This window comes from Salinisphaera orenii subsp. halophila YIM 95161 (assembly GCF_003732545.1).
Classification (GTDB): domain Bacteria; phylum Pseudomonadota; class Gammaproteobacteria; order Nevskiales; family Salinisphaeraceae; genus Salinisphaera; species Salinisphaera orenii_A.
The window spans coordinates 85,718-102,221 of the sequence record NZ_AYKF01000077.1 but is presented as its reverse complement, the minus strand read 5'-3'; the positions used below and the strand labels follow the sequence as shown (position 1 = coordinate 102,221).

Sequence of the window (16,504 nt, the reverse complement as noted above, 5' to 3'; positions counted from 1 at the left end):
CAGCGTGAACGTGATGCCCGAGCGGCGCGATCTGCACTTCGTGCCGCCGGGCGAGCGTATCTGCGACTGGCACAAGGAAGGCCCGAACGTCACCCAGTTCATGAACGCCCTGTCGCTGCTGTTCCCCGCCGGCGAGCGCATGTTCATCGACGCGATCCGAAGCTATCGCGACGAGATTCCCGACCCGGATCTCAAGAAGGCCGCGACCGCCTTCATCGGCCAGGAGGCGATGCATTCGCGCGAGCACATCGAGTACAACGAGCTGATGGAAAACGCCGGCCTGCCGGCCCACAAGCTCGACGCCTTCACCTGGCGCCTGCTCGACTGGATCAAGCAGAACACGCCGAAGTCCATGCCGCTGGCCGCCACGATTGCACTCGAGCACTACACGGCTCTCATGGGCGACATGCTGCTGCGCTACCCGGAGATGATGCACGGCTCGCAGGAGGACTTCGAGCGCATGTGGCGCTGGCATGCACTCGAGGAAGTCGAGCACAAGGCCGTCGCCTACAACGTCTACGAGAAATGCATCGGCCGCGGGCCGCGCAACTGGGCCGAACGCACCCTGGCGATGACGCTGGCCACGGCCATATTCTGGCCGGTGTTGATGAGCTTCTACTGGCAGATGAGCCGGGCCGACGAGAACTGCCGCAAACAGGGCTGGCGCGGCCATCTCAAGCTCGCCAACTTCATGCTGGGCAAACCCGGCTTCATCCGGCGCATGATTCCGGAGTGGCTGTCCTATTTCCAGTACAGCTTCCATCCGTGGCAGCAGAACAACGCTCATCTGCTGGCCGAACTGGACGAACTGGTCGACGACGCCGAGGCCGCCTACGCCACCCATCACTGACGCGCGCGTCTCCGCGGCGGCGGTCGCGGTCGACCGCCGCCCGGAGCGGCCGTCAGGGCGTCTCGCCGGCGAACTGGCGCGCCACCGCCACGTACAGGGCCAGGCTCGACTCCACGACCACCTCGAGCGGATCGTGATAATCGTTGAGCGTCCAGTACATGGCGATATGGATGGTCGAGCCCACCAGCCCGGTGTAGATGATGCCGGTATCGGTGTCGCGGCCGTGCTGCAGCGGAAAGATGGTGCTGACCAGCTCCTGCAGCATGCGGGTGAAGTTGTGCGTGGTCGCCCGGTAGAGCCGGTCGATCTCGCCGCTGATGCCGAAGATCTCGATCAGCAGGATCCGGGCCGTGCCCGGCTCGACCTGCATCGTCTCGAAGAACACCCGGAGGCCCGCGCGGGCGGCGGCCTCCGGCTCGCGCGGGGCCGCATCGATGGCGGCGACGACGTCGTCCTGCAGCCGGCCGACGAGCGTCTTGTAGACCTCGGCGAACAGGACTTCGCTACTGCCGAAGGATTCGTAGAAATAGCGCTCGGTCAGGCCGGCCTCGCGGCACAGCGCCTTGACGGTCGCCGCGCGATAGCCCTCGCGCCCGAACACGGCGATGCCGGCGTCCACGAACTGCGCGCGACGCCGGCGTCGACGCTCGTCCAGCGTGCGCCCGGCGTAGGCGCGCCCAGCGTTGCTCGAATCGCGAGTATTGCTCATGGCTTCATGTTGACATGAAATATTGTCAAAAGTAATTTGAAACTATACGTTGTCACTTCACGCGTCGAGCACGCCCCTCTACCGCGGCCACACCGGCATTCGAGGACGGACCCATGAAGACACTCAAGTCACGCATCGTCGTCATCACCGGCGCCGGTTCCGGCATCGGGCGCAGCCTCGCGCTCGAGAGCGCGCGGCGCGGGGCGCGGCTGGCGCTGTGCGACGTCAACGACACCGGTCTGGCCGAGACGGCCGCCGCCTGTGACGGAGCCGAGGTGCTCACCGCCCACGTGGACGTGGCCGATCGCGGCGCCGTCGAAGCGTTTCGCGACCAGGTGGCCACGCGCTTCGGCGGCGTCGATGTCGTGATCAACAACGCCGGCGTCGCCCATGCCCAGACCATCGAGGACAGTCGCTACGACGACTTCGAGTGGATCATGGGCATCAACTTCTGGGGCGTGGTCCACGGTACCAAGGCCTTCCTGCCACTGCTGCGCGAGCGCGACAGCGCCGCCCTCATCAACGTCTCCAGCGTGTTCGGCATCATCAGCGTGCCCACCCAGGGCACCTACAATGCCAGCAAGTTCGCGGTGCGCGGCTTCACCGAGGCGCTGCGCCACGAAATGGCCGGCAGCAATATCCATGTGATGTGCGTGCATCCGGGCGGCATCCGGACCAACATCGCCCGCACCGCACGCTTCTATGTGGGCCCGGACGGCGGCACCGACCACGAGCGGGCGACGGGTTTTTTCGATCGCATCGCCCGCACCACGCCCGACCAGGCGGCGGCCAAGATTCTCAAGGATCTCGCCCGCCGGCGCGGCCGCTGCCTGATCGGCGCCGACGCCGTGGCACTCGCGGCCGTCGCCCGCACCGCACCGGAACGCTACTGGTCGATCCTGTCCCGACTGATGCCGAAATCGCGGGCCGCCTGAGTCAGGCCACCCGCGAGCCTTTCCGTCAGGCGGCTTTCCATTTGATGCTGCAGCCCTGACTGGGCACCTGCACGTCGGCCGGAATCATGTCGCCGTCGAGCAGCGCATCGAGCGAGGCACGCAGATCGGCCCCGGTGACCGGGATGCTGCTCCTGGGGCGGGATTCGTCGAACTGCCCGCGGTAGGCGCACTTGCCGTCGGCGTCGAAGACGAACAGGTCCGGCGTGCACACCGCGTCGTAGGCCTTGGCCACGGACTGGCTCTCGTCGTAGAGATAGGGAAAGATGAAGCCCTTCTCTTCGGCGAAGGTGGCCATGTGCTCGGGCCCGTCCTCGGGACGCTCACTGACGTCGTTCGAGGAGATCGCGACGAAACCGATGCCCTGCGGCTGGTAGCGCTCGGCCACCTTCACGAGCTCGTCGATGATGTGGATCACGTAGGGACAGTGGTTGCAGATGAACAGCACCACGGTGCCGTTCTCACCGGCGACATCGGCAAACGTCGTGGTCTGGCCGGAAACCGTGTCCGGCAGGGCGAAATCGGGCGCCGGCGTGCCCAGCGGCATCATGGTTGAGTCGGTCAGCGACATGGTCGGTTCCTTGTCTGGTTGGATCGCATGCAGTCTAGCCGCTCGCCGATACCGGCCCAACCCCGCCGTAGATGATTTGCGGCTATCCAAGACAGCGGATAGCCAAGCGCTGGGCTGATCAAGCAAATCGCACACGGCGATTCGGGCCCCGGCCTGCGCTCGACGCCGGTGTGAGCACGAATGTCGTACAACATCCGTCTCGGCCAGCAGCGCTCTTGCCTCGGCGGATGCGGCCCGCCAATGCGGCAGAAAGAAGGCATCAGCCAAGCACCCTCGACGAACGGGACGGGCGTGGCGGTGGGCCGCTAGCATCTGCGGCGTACTCGCCCGACTCATACAGAAGCACCCGCTGCACCCCGGACAATCCCCGCTGACCGCGCAGACGAACGTGCTTTTCGGGATGCTCTGGCGCGCGATCGCCCGACCGCCGAGACCGCGCAATCGCAGTAGCCATCGGGCCTGCCGCCGTCATCGGCGACGGCAGAACGCGACCGGGTTCGACCCCGGACATGCAAGTCCGGCGCGTCTTACGTATACTGCCATCCGTTCATCCGGATAGGGAGATATTGCCAATGAGTCGCTACTTGTTCACGTCGGAATCCGTCACCGGCGGTCATCCCGACAAACTGTCCGACCAGGTGTCGGATGCGATTCTCGACGCCTACCTCGAGCAGGACCCGACCGCCAAGGTCGCCTGCGAGACGGCCTGCAAGACCGGCTTCGTCATGGTCTTCGGCGAGATCAAGACCGACGAGAGCAAGAAGGTCAATGTGCCGGTCGAGAAGATCGTGCGCGATACCGTGCGCGACATCGGCTACACGGACTCGGACATGGGGTTTGACGCCGACACCTGTGCGGTCATGAATGTCCTCGGCGAGCAGTCGGCGGACATCAACCAGGGCGTCGACCGCGGCGACCCCAAGGAACAGGGCGCCGGCGACCAGGGCCTGATGTTCGGCTACGCCTGTGACGAGACGGACGTGCTCATGCCCGCCCCGATCACCTATGCCCACCGGCTGGTGCGCAAGCAGGCCGAGCTGATGAAGTCCGGCAAGCTGGACTGGCTGCGTCCGGACGCCAAATCCCAGGTGACCTTCGAGTACGAGAACGGCAAGCCGGCCGCGATCAACGCCGTCGTGCTGTCGACCCAGCACGATCCCGAGATCAGCCAGGCGGACCTCAAGGACGCCGTTCAGGAAGAGATCATCAAGCCGGTGATCGGCGACTGGCTGACCGATAACCCGACGGTCCACATCAACCCGACCGGCAAGTTCGAAGTCGGCGGCCCGCTGGGCGATGCCGGTCTGACCGGCCGCAAGATCATCGTCGACACCTATGGCGGCATGGCCCGTCACGGCGGCGGTGCCTTCTCCGGCAAGGACCCGTCCAAGGTCGACCGTTCCGCGGCCTACGCCGCGCGCTACGTCGCCAAGAACGTGGTCGCCGCGGGCCTGGCCTCGAAGTGCGAAGTCGCGCTGTCGTACGCCATCGGCGTGGCCGAGCCGACCTCGATCTGGGTCGAGACCTTCGGTACCGGCAAGGTCGACGACGAGAAGCTCACCAAGCTCATCCGCGATCACTTCGATCTGCGCCCCTACGGCATCCTGACGATGCTCGAGCTGCAGCGTGCGATCTACTACCCGACCGCCGCCTACGGGCACTTCGGTCGCGAGGACGTCGACCTGCCCTGGGAGCGCACCGACAAGGCCGAGGCGCTGGCCAAGGACGCCGGCCTGCAGGCGGCCTGAACCGCCGCCCTATTCCGGCCGCCGGTAGCGGACGGGCCTTTCGGCCCGTCGCGCACCGCGGCCGCTTTCCGATTTCACCAGGAGACAGACCAACATGAGTGCACCTGCCGAAAAGATGGGTCAGGATTACGTCGTTGCCGATATCTCGCTCGCGGCCTGGGGCCGGCGCGAGATCGAGATTGCCGAGACCGAAATGCCGGGGCTCGTCGCCCTGCGCGAGGAATTCGGCGACTCGCAGCCGCTCAAGGGCGCGCGCATCGCCGGCGCCCTCCACATGACGATCCAGACCGCCGTGCTGATCGAGACGCTGGCCGCCCTGGGCGCGGACATTCGCTGGGCGTCCTGCAACGTGTTCTCCACGCAGGACCACGCCGCCGCGGCCATCGCCGAGCGCGGCATTCCGGTCTACGCCTACAAGGGCGAGACCCAGGAAGAGTACTGGGAGTACATCCACGCCATCATGGACTGGCACGACGGCGGCCTGCCGAACCTGATCCTCGACGACGGCGGCGACGCCACCACGCTGGCGACCTTCGGCGTGAAGGCGACCGAGGATCCCTCGCTGCTCGACAACCCGGGCTCGAACGAGGAGAAGGCGCTGTTCAAGGTGATGAAGCAGCGGCTGTCCGAACAGCCGGACTTCTACACCAAGCTGGGCAAGGCCATCACCGGCGTCTCCGAGGAGACGACCACCGGCGTGCATCGCCTGTACCACATGGCCAAGGAAGGCGGCCTGACCTTCCCGGCGATCAACGTCAACGACTCGGTCACCAAGTCGAAGTTCGACAACCTCTACGGCTGTCGTGAATCGCTGGTCGACGGCATCAAGCGCGCCACCGACGTCATGGTCGCCGGCAAGGTCGCCATCGTCTGCGGCTACGGCGACGTCGGCAAGGGCAGCGTGCAGTCGCTGCGCGGCCTGGGTGCCACGGTCTGCGTCACCGAGATCGACCCGATCAACGCGCTGCAGGCGGCCATGGAAGGCCTGCGCGTGGTGGATCTGGAAGACCCGGGCGTGGTCGAGCAGGCGGACATCTTCGTGACCGCCACCGGCAACTACCACGTGATCAACCACGATCACCTCAAGCGCATGAAGAACGAGGCGATCGTCTGCAACATCGGTCACTTCGACAACGAGATCGACGTGGCCGCGCTCGAGCAGTACGAGTGGGAGGAGATCAAGCCGCAGGTCGATCACATCACCTTCCCCGACGGCAAGAAGATCATCCTGCTGGCCGAGGGTCGCTTGGTGAACCTGGGCTGTGCCACGGGCCATCCGAGCTACGTGATGTCCAACTCCTTCACCAACCAGGTGCTGGCCCAGATCGAGCTCTGGAACCACAGGGACCGCTACAACAACGAGGTCTACGTACTGCCCAAGCATCTGGACGAGAAGGTCGCCGCGCTCCATCTGGAACGCGTCAACGCCAAACTCACGAAGATGTCGCAGACCCAGGCGGACTACCTCGGCGTGCCCGTCGAAGGCCCCTACAAGCCGGATCACTACCGCTACTAAGGCGGGCAGCCGGCCGCTTTCGGCCGACATTCGGCACGCGAAACCGGCCCGCCACGTGCGGGCCGGCTTTTATGCACTGTCTTCGCGTTCACTCGGTTCAACGCTTCGGTACACGCTTATGACGAACGCATCCCAGAGTTCCTACAGCATCGAATTCTTTCCGCCCAAGGGCCCGAAGGGCGAGGCCCGGCTCGACGAGGCCCGGGCCCGGCTCGCCGAACTCGGCCCGGCCTTCTTCTCGGTGACCTTCGGCGCCGGCGGCACCACGCGCTCGGGCACCCTCAAGACGGTCAAGCGCTGCATGGAGACCACCGGTATCCCGGCGGCCCCCCATCTGTCCTGCGTCGAGGGCACGCGCGAGAGCATCGGCGAGTTCCTCGACAACTACAAGGCGGCGGGGGTGGATCGCATCGTCGCCCTGCGCGGTGACCTGCCCGAGGGCATGGACCGGCCCGCCGGCGAATTCGCCTACGCCAACGAACTGGTCGAGTTCATCCGCGAGCGCCACGGCGACGACTTTCACATCGAAGTCGGCTGCTACCCGGAATATCATCCGCAGGCGCCCTCGCCGGCCGCCGACGTCGACAACTTCGTGCGCAAGGTCAAGGCCGGGGCCGATTCGGCGATGACCCAGTATTTCTACAACGCCGACGCCTACTTCAACTTCTGCGACGAAGCCGCGGCCAAGGGCGTCGACATCCCGATCGTGCCGGGCATCATGCCGATCACCAACTTCGAGCAGGTCTCGCGCTTCTCGGCCATGTGCGGCGCCGACATTCCGCGCTGGATCCGTCAGAAGATGGAATCCTACGGCGACGATCTGGAATCGGTGCAGGCCTTCGGCCAGGATCTGGTCGCGCGCCTGTGCGAACGTCTACTCGCCGGCGGCGCGCCCGGTCTGCATTTCTACAGCCTCAACAAGGCCGACCCGACCTGCTGGCTCTGGCGCGAACTGGGGCTGCCCACCCAGGACACCGCGAGCGCGGCCAACGGCTGACAACCGCCGGACACAGCGCGCATCGGGTGGAGTACCCGTCAGGCCGACGATTCATCGTCGGCCTTTTTCGTGGGGACAGCCGCTTCAGAGCTCGTTGAACATGTCCCGCATGGCGTCGTTGTACTTCGCCGTGAGCCGCGCGAGCTCGCGGCGATCGGCCTCGCTCCAGTCACGAAACGCGCTCTCCACGCGATCGAGCCGACGCTGGCGGGTGCGGTTCGCGGCCTCTCGGCCCGCCTCGGTGATGGTGACGAAACCACCGCGGCGGTCGTCCGGATTGTCCAGCTTGTCGACGAAACCGGCCTGCTTCATGGCCGCGACCTGACGCGTGACCGTCGAGGCGTCGAGATTGACCTGGGCGGCGAGCGTGCCCACCGACTGGCGGTCCTCCCGCTCGAGCAGGATCAACAGAAGATAATGGGCCCGCTCGAGGCCGAAATCGAAGCGGCGACGTGCGGCCTCGAGCCGACGCACCAGGAAGGCGAGCTCGAATTCGAGCGCCTGAACGGAGGGACAGGTGGTCGGCAGGTGATGGCTTTGCGGTTTGTCCTGCGCCGGCGTGCTGCGAGTCATGGGTGTCATCCACTCGGGTTCGGTTGAGTTTCGAAAACGGATCCCGTTGTTCCACAGATATCTGCAGGATACACGAATGACTGGCGATGTAACCCCTTCGCGTCCCCCTCGTCATTCGGACGCCGCAGCAGCCGAAAGGTTCACCCACGGTATCGGCACTGCGGGCGCTCGGTTAACCTTGCGCATTATATCGCCATTGCGGGAGAAATGATGCGCGGCTGCTTTCTCGATGCCGGCTCCATGGGCGACGCCCTGGACTGGACGGCTCTGACCGATACGCTCGACGACTGGACCTGGCATCACAACACCGAGCCCGCGGAGGTCGGCGAGCGCCTGCGCGGCGTGGACGTCGCCGTCACCAACAAGGTGGTGCTGGATGCCGGAACCATCGCCGCTGCGGACGCCCTCAAGCTCATCTGCGTGGCCGCGACGGGCGTCAACAACGTCGATCTGCAGGCCGCCGCCGATCACGGGATCCCGGTACTCAACGTCTCGGGCTACGGCACCCCCGCGGTTTCCCAGCACGTGCTCGCCCTGATGCTCGGCCACGCCACCCGCTGGGCCGCCTACGATGCCGCAGTGAAGCGCGGCGCCTGGGCCCAGAGCGAATTCTTCTGCTTCCTCGACTATCCCATCGAGGAACTCGACGGCCAGTCGCTCGGCATCGTCGGCCACGGCGAACTCGGCGGCGCCGTGGCCCGTCTGGCCGAAGCCTTCGGCATGACCGTGCTCGTATCCGAACGGCCGGGCGCCGGCGACGTCCGCCCCGGCCGCGTCGCCTTCGACGACGTGCTCGCGCGCGCCGATTTCATCAGCCTGCACTGCCCGCTGACCCCCGAGACCGAGCGTCTGATCGACACGGCGGCGCTGGCGCGGATGAAATCGAACGCGTTCCTGATCAACACCGCCCGCGGCGGAATCGTGGACGCCAACGCACTGATCGCGGCCCTGCGCGAAGGCCGGATCGCCGGCGCGGCGCTGGATGTCCTCGACCAAGAACCGCCGCCGGCGGATCATCCCCTGCTCGATCCGAGCATCCCCAACCTGGTGGTCACGCCGCACAGCGCCTGGGCCAGCCGCGGCGCGCGCCAGCGCCTGCTGAACCAGATCGCGGCCAACGTGCGGGCATTCCGGGCGGGCGACACCGGCCACCGTGTGAACTAGCGCGAACGACGACGCCAGATCACCAGCCGGTTGTTCGCCGGCATCGGCCGGACGTCGGCCGGGTCGAGCCCGTGCCGCCCCGCCAGCGCGTCCAGATCGTCCAGGCGCCGCAGCCCCATGGCGGGATCGCGGGCGCGCAGAGCGGCGTCGAAACGGGCATTGCTCTCGGTCAGGGACGCCTCGGGCTCGATGAACGGCCCATAGAGACACAGCAGCCCGGCCACGTTCAGACACGCCCCGGCGCCGGCGAACAGCGCGCCGACGGCGTCCCAGTCCATGATGTGGGCGACGTTGGCGCCGAACACCGCGTCGAAGCGTGCGGCCGGCCACGGCCCCCGGACATCGAGCGCCAGCGGCGCCGGCAGCCGCGTCATGTCGGCTTCGACCAGCGCCGCGACCAGCCGCCGATGATGCGCCGGCGCCTCGCTCGTCTGCCAGATGACCTGCGGCAGGCGGTGGACCGCCTCGAAGGCGTGGGTGCCGTCGCCCGCGCCCACTTCGAGCACCCGGCGGGCATCGACCAGCCACGGCGCCAGCGCCTCGAAGATCGGCTGCTTGTTGCGCTCGGCCGCGCTGTCGTCGCCGATGCGCGTGCTCATCGCTTGCGCGCCAGGGTCAGGCCGTCACCGATCGGCACGAGGCTGAGGTCCACGCGCTCGTCGTCGCGCAGCCGCCGGTTGAACGCGCGAATGGCCTCGGTGTCCGCGCTCGCGTCGTCGGGATCGATCACCCGGCCGTGCCAGAGCGTGTTGTCTGCGATCGCCAGCCCGCCCGGGGCGAGCAGCGCCAGCGCGCGCTCGTAATAGTCCAGATAGCCGGTCTTGTCGGCATCGATGAACACGAAGTCGTGGCGGCCGGCCATGCCCGCGGCGATCTCGGCGTCGAGCGTGGCCATCGCCGGGCCGATACGCAGGTCGATACGATCGGCCACGCCGGCCCGTGCCCAGTCCGCGCGGGCGCGCTGGGTGATCTCGGCGTCGCTGTCACAAGCGATCAGACAGCCGTCGGGCGGCAGCGCCTCGGCGATCCAGAGGCTCGAGTAGCCCGCGAACACACCGATCTCGATGCCGCGGCGCGCACCCATCAGCCGCAGCAGCAGCGCGATCAGCTGCCCCTGCTCGGGGTCGATCTGCAGGCCGGCATCGTCACGGCTGGCGGTCAGACGCCGGTTGTCGGCCATGACCGCGGTCTCGCGACTGCTGATATGGCGAAGATAGGTGACCAGCTCCGCGTCGTACATGACACACCTCGCTCTCGGGGGCCGAAACCAGGGCTGCGTCGGCCGAACCGTGGCAGCATACCGCCGTCCTCCGTCGGCACGAAATCGCCATGGCCGCGCTCGAGATTCTGCACCTGACCGATCCCCATCTGCTGGCGGCAGCGCACGCGCGGCTGCACGGCTGGCAGGTCGAGACGAGCTTCGGCGCGGTGCTGGCCGACGCCCTCCGCCGTTACCCGAACTGCGCCGCCCTTGTCCTGGGCGGCGATCTGGTCGACGACGAGAGCGTGGCCGGCTATCAGCGTCTCGACGCACGCCTGCGCGCACTCGGCCGACCGGTGCTGGCGATGGCCGGCAACCATGACGACCCGGCGCGCATGCAGCGACATCTCGCCGCGGCCACCGTGCACGGCGTGCTGGATATCGGCGACTGGCGGTTGGTCGCCCTGGACAGTCACCAGCCGGGCACCGCGTCCGGGCACCTCGGCGAACGACGGATCGAAGCACTGGCGCAGACGCTCGGCGCCTGCCCCCACCGCCCGACGCTCGTGTTCGTTCATCACCCGCCGGCTGCGGTCGGCAGTGCCTGGGTCGACGCCATCGGCCTGGACGACGGCGCGGCCCTGCGGACTTGCCTGGCCGCGCAGCCGCAGGTTCGGGCCGTGGTCTGTGGGCACGCCCATCAGGACGCGCGTATCGATTGCGGCGGTTTCGATTGCCTCGTCACACCCTCGACCATGCGCCAGTTCCTGCCGGGAGCGACGGATTTCGGTCTCGATCCAAAGCGCGGCCCCGGCTATCGCTGTATCGAGCTGGACGACCACGGCCGCTGGTGCACCCGCGTGCACCGGGTCGCGGTCGCGGACGCCTGTGGATAAATCCGGGGATAGTTTGTGCGTCCGCTCGTGACGCCCAGCGTCAGTTCGGCCTAAATATCTCGGGACGTCCCGCCTTCCAACCATTAATTGTTTATTTTCAGAATCCTACGAGATGACAAAAAAAGGCAGTCGTGTGCTTAACAAAGCCTCTGTTCAGCGACAACCCCGTTGACATTGTGCATAACCGCTGGGCCGCTAAAGACACTCGTTGAGCTATAACCGCTAACCGATTGAGCGCAAACGCTAAACGAGGAGAATTCACAAAACCTGTGGATAACTCTGTGGAAACGCGTCGAACGAAGCGCGTCATCGGGCATGTGATCAGGGATTTGCGCAAACCGGCGATTTTGTAACCAGTCCGACACACCGATTTAAAATCAGAAGTTTATCCAATAATCGAGGGTGCGATATCGAGAACCGGAAAAAATCCGCGACCGATCGCCATCGCCCGGACGTGCATTGTGCATAACGTCCGGAAAACGGCCGCCCGGTGTTAGACTCGCGGCCATGACGCGCCCCAATATCCTGGTCATCGCAGGTCACGACCCGAGCGGCGGTGCCGGCATCCAGGCCGACATCGAATCCGCGGCCGCCAATGGTGCCCACGCCGCCACCGTGGTCACGCTCCTGACCTGTCAGGACACCACCAACGTGTACGGCGTGTCGCCGGTCGAGATCGGTTTCTTCCGCCGCTGTCTGGATACCGCGATCGCCGACATGTCGTTCGGCGCGATCAAGATCGGGGTGGTTGCGGACGTCGCGCAGGTCGCGGCCATCGCCGAACTCGTGCAGGCGCGTCCCGACATTCCGCTGGTGGTCGATCCGGTGCTGCGCGCGGCCGGCGGCGGCACACTCGCCGGCGATGCGGTCGGCCAGGCGTTGCGCGATCAGCTGTTCGCCCATGCCACGGTGATCACCCCCAACGCCGCCGAGGCACGGCTGCTCTGCGACGGCGAATCCGAGCTGGCGCGCTGCGGCGAGCGCCTGTCGCGCACCGGCGGCCATGCGCTGATCACCGGCGGCGACGAAGACGGCGCGGCTGTGGTCAACCGCGGATTCGTCGCCGGGCGCCTGGCCCACACCTACGAGTGGCCGCGCGTGCCGGGCGTCTTTCACGGCTCGGGCTGCACGCTCGCCAGCGCGATCGCGGCGCGCCTGGCCTGCGGTGACGCCACCGAGCGCGCGCTCGCCCAGGCCCAGGACTACACCTGGCGTGCGATCGAACACGGCTTCGCCGCCGGCCGCGGCCAGCGGATACCGGATCGCCGGCCCCTGCCATGAGCGTGTCCCAAGGTGTCTATGCGATCTACGACCGCACCACCCTGGCCGATGACGCGCTCGATCGCGTCGACGCCGTGCTCGCCCACGGCGCCCGGTGGCTGCAGTATCGCGACAAGCGGCCGCAGGCGCCGGACAAGGCGCTGGTCGCCGCGCTGGCCTCGCGCACGCGCGCGCACGGCGCGCGCCTGATCATCAACGACGACTGGCGGCTGGCCGCCGCCTGCGGTGCCGACGGCGTCCATCTCGGCCAGAGCGACGGCAGCATCGCCGCCGCCCGCGCGGGCCTCGGCCCGGACGCGATCATCGGCGTGAGCTGCTCGGGCGAGCTCGAGCGCGCGCGGCGGGGCGTCGCCGAAGGCGCGAGCTATGTCAGCTTCGGCCGTTTCTTCGCATCGCGGACCAAGCCCGACGCGCCGCCGGCCGATCCGGCCGTGCTCGGCGCCGCGCGCGCGCTCGGCGTGCCGGTGGTCGCCATCGGCGGCATCGACGCCCACAATGCGCCACGTCTGATCGCGGCCGGCGCGGATCTCGTCGCCGTCGCCGGCGCCCTCTTCGCGGCCGCCGACAGCGCCGCGGCCACGCGCGAGCTGGCCGCCGCCGTGGCCGCGGCCCGACGATCTTCGGATATTCATCTGCTTCAGGAGTCTCGATCATGAGCGAACCCGCTGCCCGCCCCGGCCCGCGCTCGGCGGCCCTGTTCGAGCGCGCACGGCGCTTCACCCCCGGCGGCGTCAACTCGCCGGCGCGCACCTTCGACGGGGTCGGCGGCGGCGCCCCGGCCTTCATCGATCGCGCCAGCGGCGCGCGCATACACGACGTCGACGGCAACGCCTATGTCGACTACGTCGGTTCGTTCGGGCCCATGATCCTCGGCCACGCCGACCCGGCGGTGATCGAGGCGGTCCAGAAGCAAGCGGCCAAGGGCCTGTCCTTCGGCGCGCCCACCGGGCTGGAGGTCGAACTCGCCGAGCTGATCTGCGACATGGTCGACTCGATCGAGTCGGTGCGCATGGTCAACTCCGGCACCGAGGCGGCGATGACCGCCATCCGGCTGGCGCGGGGCCATACCGGCCGCAACAAGATCCTCAAGTTCGCGGGCAACTACCACGGCCACGTCGACGCCCTGCTGGTCAACGCCGGCTCGGGCGCCCTCACCCTCGGCATTCCGGGCTCGCCGGGCGTGCCGCAATCGGTGGTCGACGACACACTGGTGGCGACCTACAACGACCTGGACTCGGTGGCCGAGGCCTTCGCCGCCCACGGCGACGAGATCGCGGCCGTCATGGTCGAACCGGTGGCGGGCAACATGAACTGCGTGCCGCCGGTCGAGGGTTTTCTCGAGGGCCTGCGCGCGCTCTGCGACGACCACGGCGCGCTGCTGGTCTTCGACGAGGTGATGACGGGCTTTCGCGTGCATCCGGCCTGTGCCCAGGCGCACTTCGGCGTGACCCCCGACGTGACCGCGCTGGGCAAGATCGTGGGCGGCGGCATGCCGGTCGGCGCGGTCGGCGCCTCGCGCCGGGTGATGGAGACGCTGGCGCCGACCGGGCCGGTCTACCAGGCCGGCACGCTGTCCGGCCATCCGCTGGGCATGGCCGCCGGCATCGCCACGCTGAGCCAGATCCGCGGCGGCGCGGTGCATGCCGCGATCGAACCCCGACTGGACGCGCTCGTCTCGGGCCTCGAGGCGCGTGCCCGCCGCCACGGCGTGCCGCTGACCGTACAGCGGGCCGGCGCGATGTTCGGGCTGTTCTTCACCGACGCGTCGCGGGTGACCCGCTTCGACGAGGTCGCGGCCTGCGACGGCGCGGCCTTTCGGCGATTCTTCCACGCCATGCTCGACCACGGGGTCTATCTCGCGCCGTCGCCGTTCGAGGCCGCCTTCATCTCCCGCGCCCACGACGAGGAGGCCATCGAGGAGACGCTGAACGCGGCGGACGCCGCGTTCGCCGCCGTCGCCCGCGGCTGATCGCCCACCGCGCGCGTGGGTCACGGCCTGCTCGAGGCACTGCTGGGGTGGGTCCAGGCCCACCCGCTGGCGGCGCTCGCGCTCGTGTTCGCGGTCGCGCTCGGGGAATCGCTGTTCCTGTTCGGGCTGCTGATCCCCGGCGCGCTGTTCATGTTCGCCTTCGGCGCGCTCATCGGCGCCGACGCCCTGCCACTGGCGGCCACCTTCGCCGCCGCGATGCTGGGCACGCTGGTCGGCGACGGTGCGAGCTACGCGCTCGGCCGCCGCTACCGCGGCCGCCTGCAGGCGCTGCCCGGCTTCGCCCGGGCGCCGACACTGGTGGCCCGGGGCCAGTCGTTTCTGGCCACGCACGGCGGCAAGGCGATCGTGCTGGGCCGGCTCATCGGTGCGCTGCGCCCGATCGTGCCCACCGTGGCGGGTGCAGCCGGGCTGTCGGTCACACGATTCGCGATCATGGACGTGATCGCCACGCTGGTCTGGGCGCCCTGCTACATCCTGCCCGGCGTGGTCTTCGGCGCCTCGCTGGAACTGGCCGCCCAGGTCGCGACCCGACTGGCGGTGCTGCTGGTGGTGGTTGCGAGCATCGTATGGCTGGCGGTGGCCGCCGCCCGCTTCACGCTCGCAGCCGGCCGGGTGCTGACGCGACGTTATGCCGAACGCCTGCTCGCCTGGAGCGGTCGCCATCGACGGCTGGGCATCCTCGGCCGCGCGCTCGCGGACCCGCGTCAGCCCGAACTGCCGGCGCTGGCGATTCTCGCGGCCCTGGTCATGGCCGCAACCGCGTTGCTCTACTGCGCGGTCTGGGGCTGGCCGCAGCCGGTCTATCCCGGCCGCTTCGACGCGGTGGCCTTCTATGTCACCCAGAGCCTGCACACGCCGATCTCCGACGGGATCGCGCGCGTGCTCGCCGAGATCGGCTCACCGCTGATCTATCTGCCGTTCGCGGCGGTCATCGGCGCCCTGCTGGCGCTGATGGGCAACTGGCGCGCGGCCGGGCACTGGGCAGCGGCGATCGGCTTCTCGGCCCTGGCGACGGTGCTGCTGCGCTGGTGGCTGGCGATACCGGGCCCCGGCGCGCTGCTGCACGGCCGCGCCCCCGATCCGCTGTTTCTGGCCGGCGGCGGCCAGGATCTGATCCTGTGCGCCACCGTGTACGGGCTGGCCGGCATGGTGCTGGCCTCGCGCCAGGCGGCCGGCGCCCGGCCCTACTATCACGCGGTCACGATCGCCGGGGTCGTGCTGATCGCGCTCGCGCGGCTTTATCTCGGTCTGGACTGGGCGAGCGATCTGCTCATCGGCCTGCCGGTCGCCTTCGTCTGGCTGAACCTGCTCATGCTCTGCTATCGGCGCCAGCGGCCGCGACCGGTGCGCGGCCGGCCGGTATTCATGGTTCTGGCGGGCTGTCTGGTGATCGCCGCGCTGCTGACGCTGCTGCCTCAGCGGCCTCTGCCGGAGGCCGCCGGCGCGCAGCCGGCTAGACCGCTCGCCGACTGGGCCGATGACGGCCACCGTGTGCTGGATGCGCGCATCCGCGACATCGCCGGGCGACCGAGCGCGCCGCTCAACGTCCAGGCCGCCGGCGACGCCCACGCGCTGATCGCGACGCTCGCGCGGGCCGGCTGGCATCCGCCGCCGGGTCTGGACGCCGGCCAGCCGCTGCGCTGGCTCGCACCGGACGTCGACATCGAAACGCTGGCGGTACTCCCGCGCATCCACGACGGGCGCCGCGCCGGCATCACCCTCGTGCACGCCATGCCCGCAGACGAGACGAGTCGGCGCAGCGTGCTGCGGCTCTGGCGCAGCGGCGCCTTCACCGCCAACCGGCACCGACCGATCTGGGTCGGCATGGTCGATCACCAGCGCGTGGATCGCCGCCTGAGTCTGATCGCCACGGCGGCGGATCAGCGCAGCCATGCGCGGGCACTGGTCGATCTCGAGCGCACGCTCGCGGCGGCCGGCATCGGACATCGCCGGGTCGCGGGCACCGGCGGCACCACACAGCTGCTGCTCTGGTCCCCGGTGCCCGGCGTCGATGCTAAAGTAGCGCCGGACTAGCCGGCCGGCCGCTGCGCGGCG

16 protein-coding genes are annotated in these 16,504 nt (G+C 68.4%); 11 read left to right on the top strand and 5 right to left on the bottom strand.

Annotation, left to right across the window (positions count from 1 at the left end):
• Positions 1–13 precede the first annotated feature (13 nt).
• A complete protein-coding gene (locus tag SAHL_RS08480; RefSeq protein ID WP_123591000.1) occupies positions 14–850 on the top strand; it encodes a metal-dependent hydrolase in 837 nt (278 codons plus the stop codon).
• Positions 851–902: 52 nt separating this feature from the next.
• On the opposite strand, the gene SAHL_RS08475 is transcribed toward SAHL_RS08480, so the two are convergent.
• Positions 903–1,559 (bottom strand): TetR/AcrR family transcriptional regulator, encoded by a 657-nt coding sequence (locus SAHL_RS08475; protein ID WP_123590970.1) that lies wholly within the window; start codon positions 1,557–1,559, stop codon positions 903–905.
• 113 nt (positions 1,560–1,672) lie between these two features.
• Between SAHL_RS08475 and SAHL_RS08470 the strand changes: the two genes are divergently transcribed.
• Complete coding sequence (locus tag SAHL_RS08470) at positions 1,673–2,494, top strand: SDR family NAD(P)-dependent oxidoreductase (protein WP_123590969.1); 822 nt, start codon at positions 1,673–1,675, stop codon at positions 2,492–2,494.
• A 25-nt stretch (positions 2,495–2,519) separates the two neighbouring features.
• On the opposite strand, the gene SAHL_RS08465 is transcribed toward SAHL_RS08470, so the two are convergent.
• Positions 2,520–3,083 carry a thioredoxin family protein gene (locus tag SAHL_RS08465; RefSeq protein WP_123590968.1) on the bottom strand — a complete coding sequence of 188 codons (564 nt, stop codon included), beginning with the start codon at positions 3,081–3,083 and terminating at the stop codon, positions 2,520–2,522.
• Positions 3,084–3,655: 572 nt separating this feature from the next.
• Between SAHL_RS08465 and metK the strand changes: the two genes are divergently transcribed.
• From metK to metF, 3 genes are all read left to right on the top strand, one after another.
• Positions 3,656–4,831, top strand: coding sequence for a methionine adenosyltransferase (gene metK, locus SAHL_RS08460; protein ID WP_123590967.1), 1,176 nt, complete (start codon positions 3,656–3,658; stop codon positions 4,829–4,831).
• 94 nt (positions 4,832–4,925) lie between these two features.
• A complete protein-coding gene (ahcY, locus tag SAHL_RS08455; RefSeq protein ID WP_123590966.1) occupies positions 4,926–6,347 on the top strand; it encodes an adenosylhomocysteinase in 1,422 nt (473 codons plus the stop codon).
• Between the two features lie 118 nt (positions 6,348–6,465).
• Positions 6,466–7,344, top strand: coding sequence for a methylenetetrahydrofolate reductase [NAD(P)H] (gene metF, locus SAHL_RS08450; protein ID WP_123590965.1), 879 nt, complete (start codon positions 6,466–6,468; stop codon positions 7,342–7,344).
• Between the two features lie 84 nt (positions 7,345–7,428).
• On the opposite strand, the gene SAHL_RS08445 is transcribed toward metF, so the two are convergent.
• Positions 7,429–7,917, bottom strand: a complete 489-nt coding sequence (locus tag SAHL_RS08445; protein WP_184947540.1) for a MarR family winged helix-turn-helix transcriptional regulator — start codon at positions 7,915–7,917, stop codon at positions 7,429–7,431.
• Positions 7,918–8,127: 210 nt separating this feature from the next.
• Here SAHL_RS08445 and SAHL_RS08440 point away from each other — a divergent pair, with 210 nt between their 5' ends.
• A complete protein-coding gene (locus tag SAHL_RS08440) occupies positions 8,128–9,081 on the top strand; it encodes a 2-hydroxyacid dehydrogenase (protein ID WP_123590999.1) in 954 nt (317 codons plus the stop codon).
• Here SAHL_RS08440 and SAHL_RS08435 read toward each other — a convergent pair.
• Positions 9,078–9,680, bottom strand: coding sequence for a DUF938 domain-containing protein (locus tag SAHL_RS08435; protein WP_123590963.1), 603 nt, complete (start codon positions 9,678–9,680; stop codon positions 9,078–9,080). The genes SAHL_RS08440 and SAHL_RS08435 overlap by 4 nt on opposite strands.
• A complete protein-coding gene (locus SAHL_RS08430) occupies positions 9,677–10,321 on the bottom strand; it encodes an O-methyltransferase (protein WP_123590962.1) in 645 nt (214 codons plus the stop codon). The genes SAHL_RS08435 and SAHL_RS08430 overlap by 4 nt, the downstream gene beginning before the upstream one ends.
• An 89-nt stretch (positions 10,322–10,410) precedes the next feature.
• Between SAHL_RS08430 and SAHL_RS08425 the strand changes: the two genes are divergently transcribed.
• The 5 genes from SAHL_RS08425 to SAHL_RS08405 all read left to right on the top strand — a co-directional run bounded on the left by SAHL_RS08425 (position 10,411) and on the right by SAHL_RS08405 (position 16,483).
• A complete protein-coding gene (locus SAHL_RS08425; protein WP_123590961.1) occupies positions 10,411–11,178 on the top strand; it encodes a metallophosphoesterase in 768 nt (255 codons plus the stop codon).
• Positions 11,179–11,685: 507 nt separating this feature from the next.
• Positions 11,686–12,459, top strand: coding sequence for a bifunctional hydroxymethylpyrimidine kinase/phosphomethylpyrimidine kinase (gene thiD, locus SAHL_RS08420; protein ID WP_123590960.1), 774 nt, complete (start codon positions 11,686–11,688; stop codon positions 12,457–12,459).
• On the top strand, positions 12,456–13,115 hold the full coding sequence (thiE, locus tag SAHL_RS08415; protein ID WP_123590959.1) for a thiamine phosphate synthase: 660 nt from the start codon (positions 12,456–12,458) through the stop codon (positions 13,113–13,115). The genes thiD and thiE overlap by 4 nt, the downstream gene beginning before the upstream one ends.
• Positions 13,112–14,428, top strand: a complete 1,317-nt coding sequence (hemL, locus tag SAHL_RS08410) for a glutamate-1-semialdehyde 2,1-aminomutase (protein ID WP_123590958.1) — start codon at positions 13,112–13,114, stop codon at positions 14,426–14,428. The genes thiE and hemL overlap by 4 nt, the downstream gene beginning before the upstream one ends.
• 15 nt (positions 14,429–14,443) lie before the next feature.
• Entirely contained in the window at positions 14,444–16,483 is a 2,040-nt protein-coding gene (locus tag SAHL_RS08405; protein WP_123590957.1) for a VTT domain-containing protein, read from the top strand.
• The last annotated feature ends 21 nt before the right edge of the window (positions 16,484–16,504 follow it).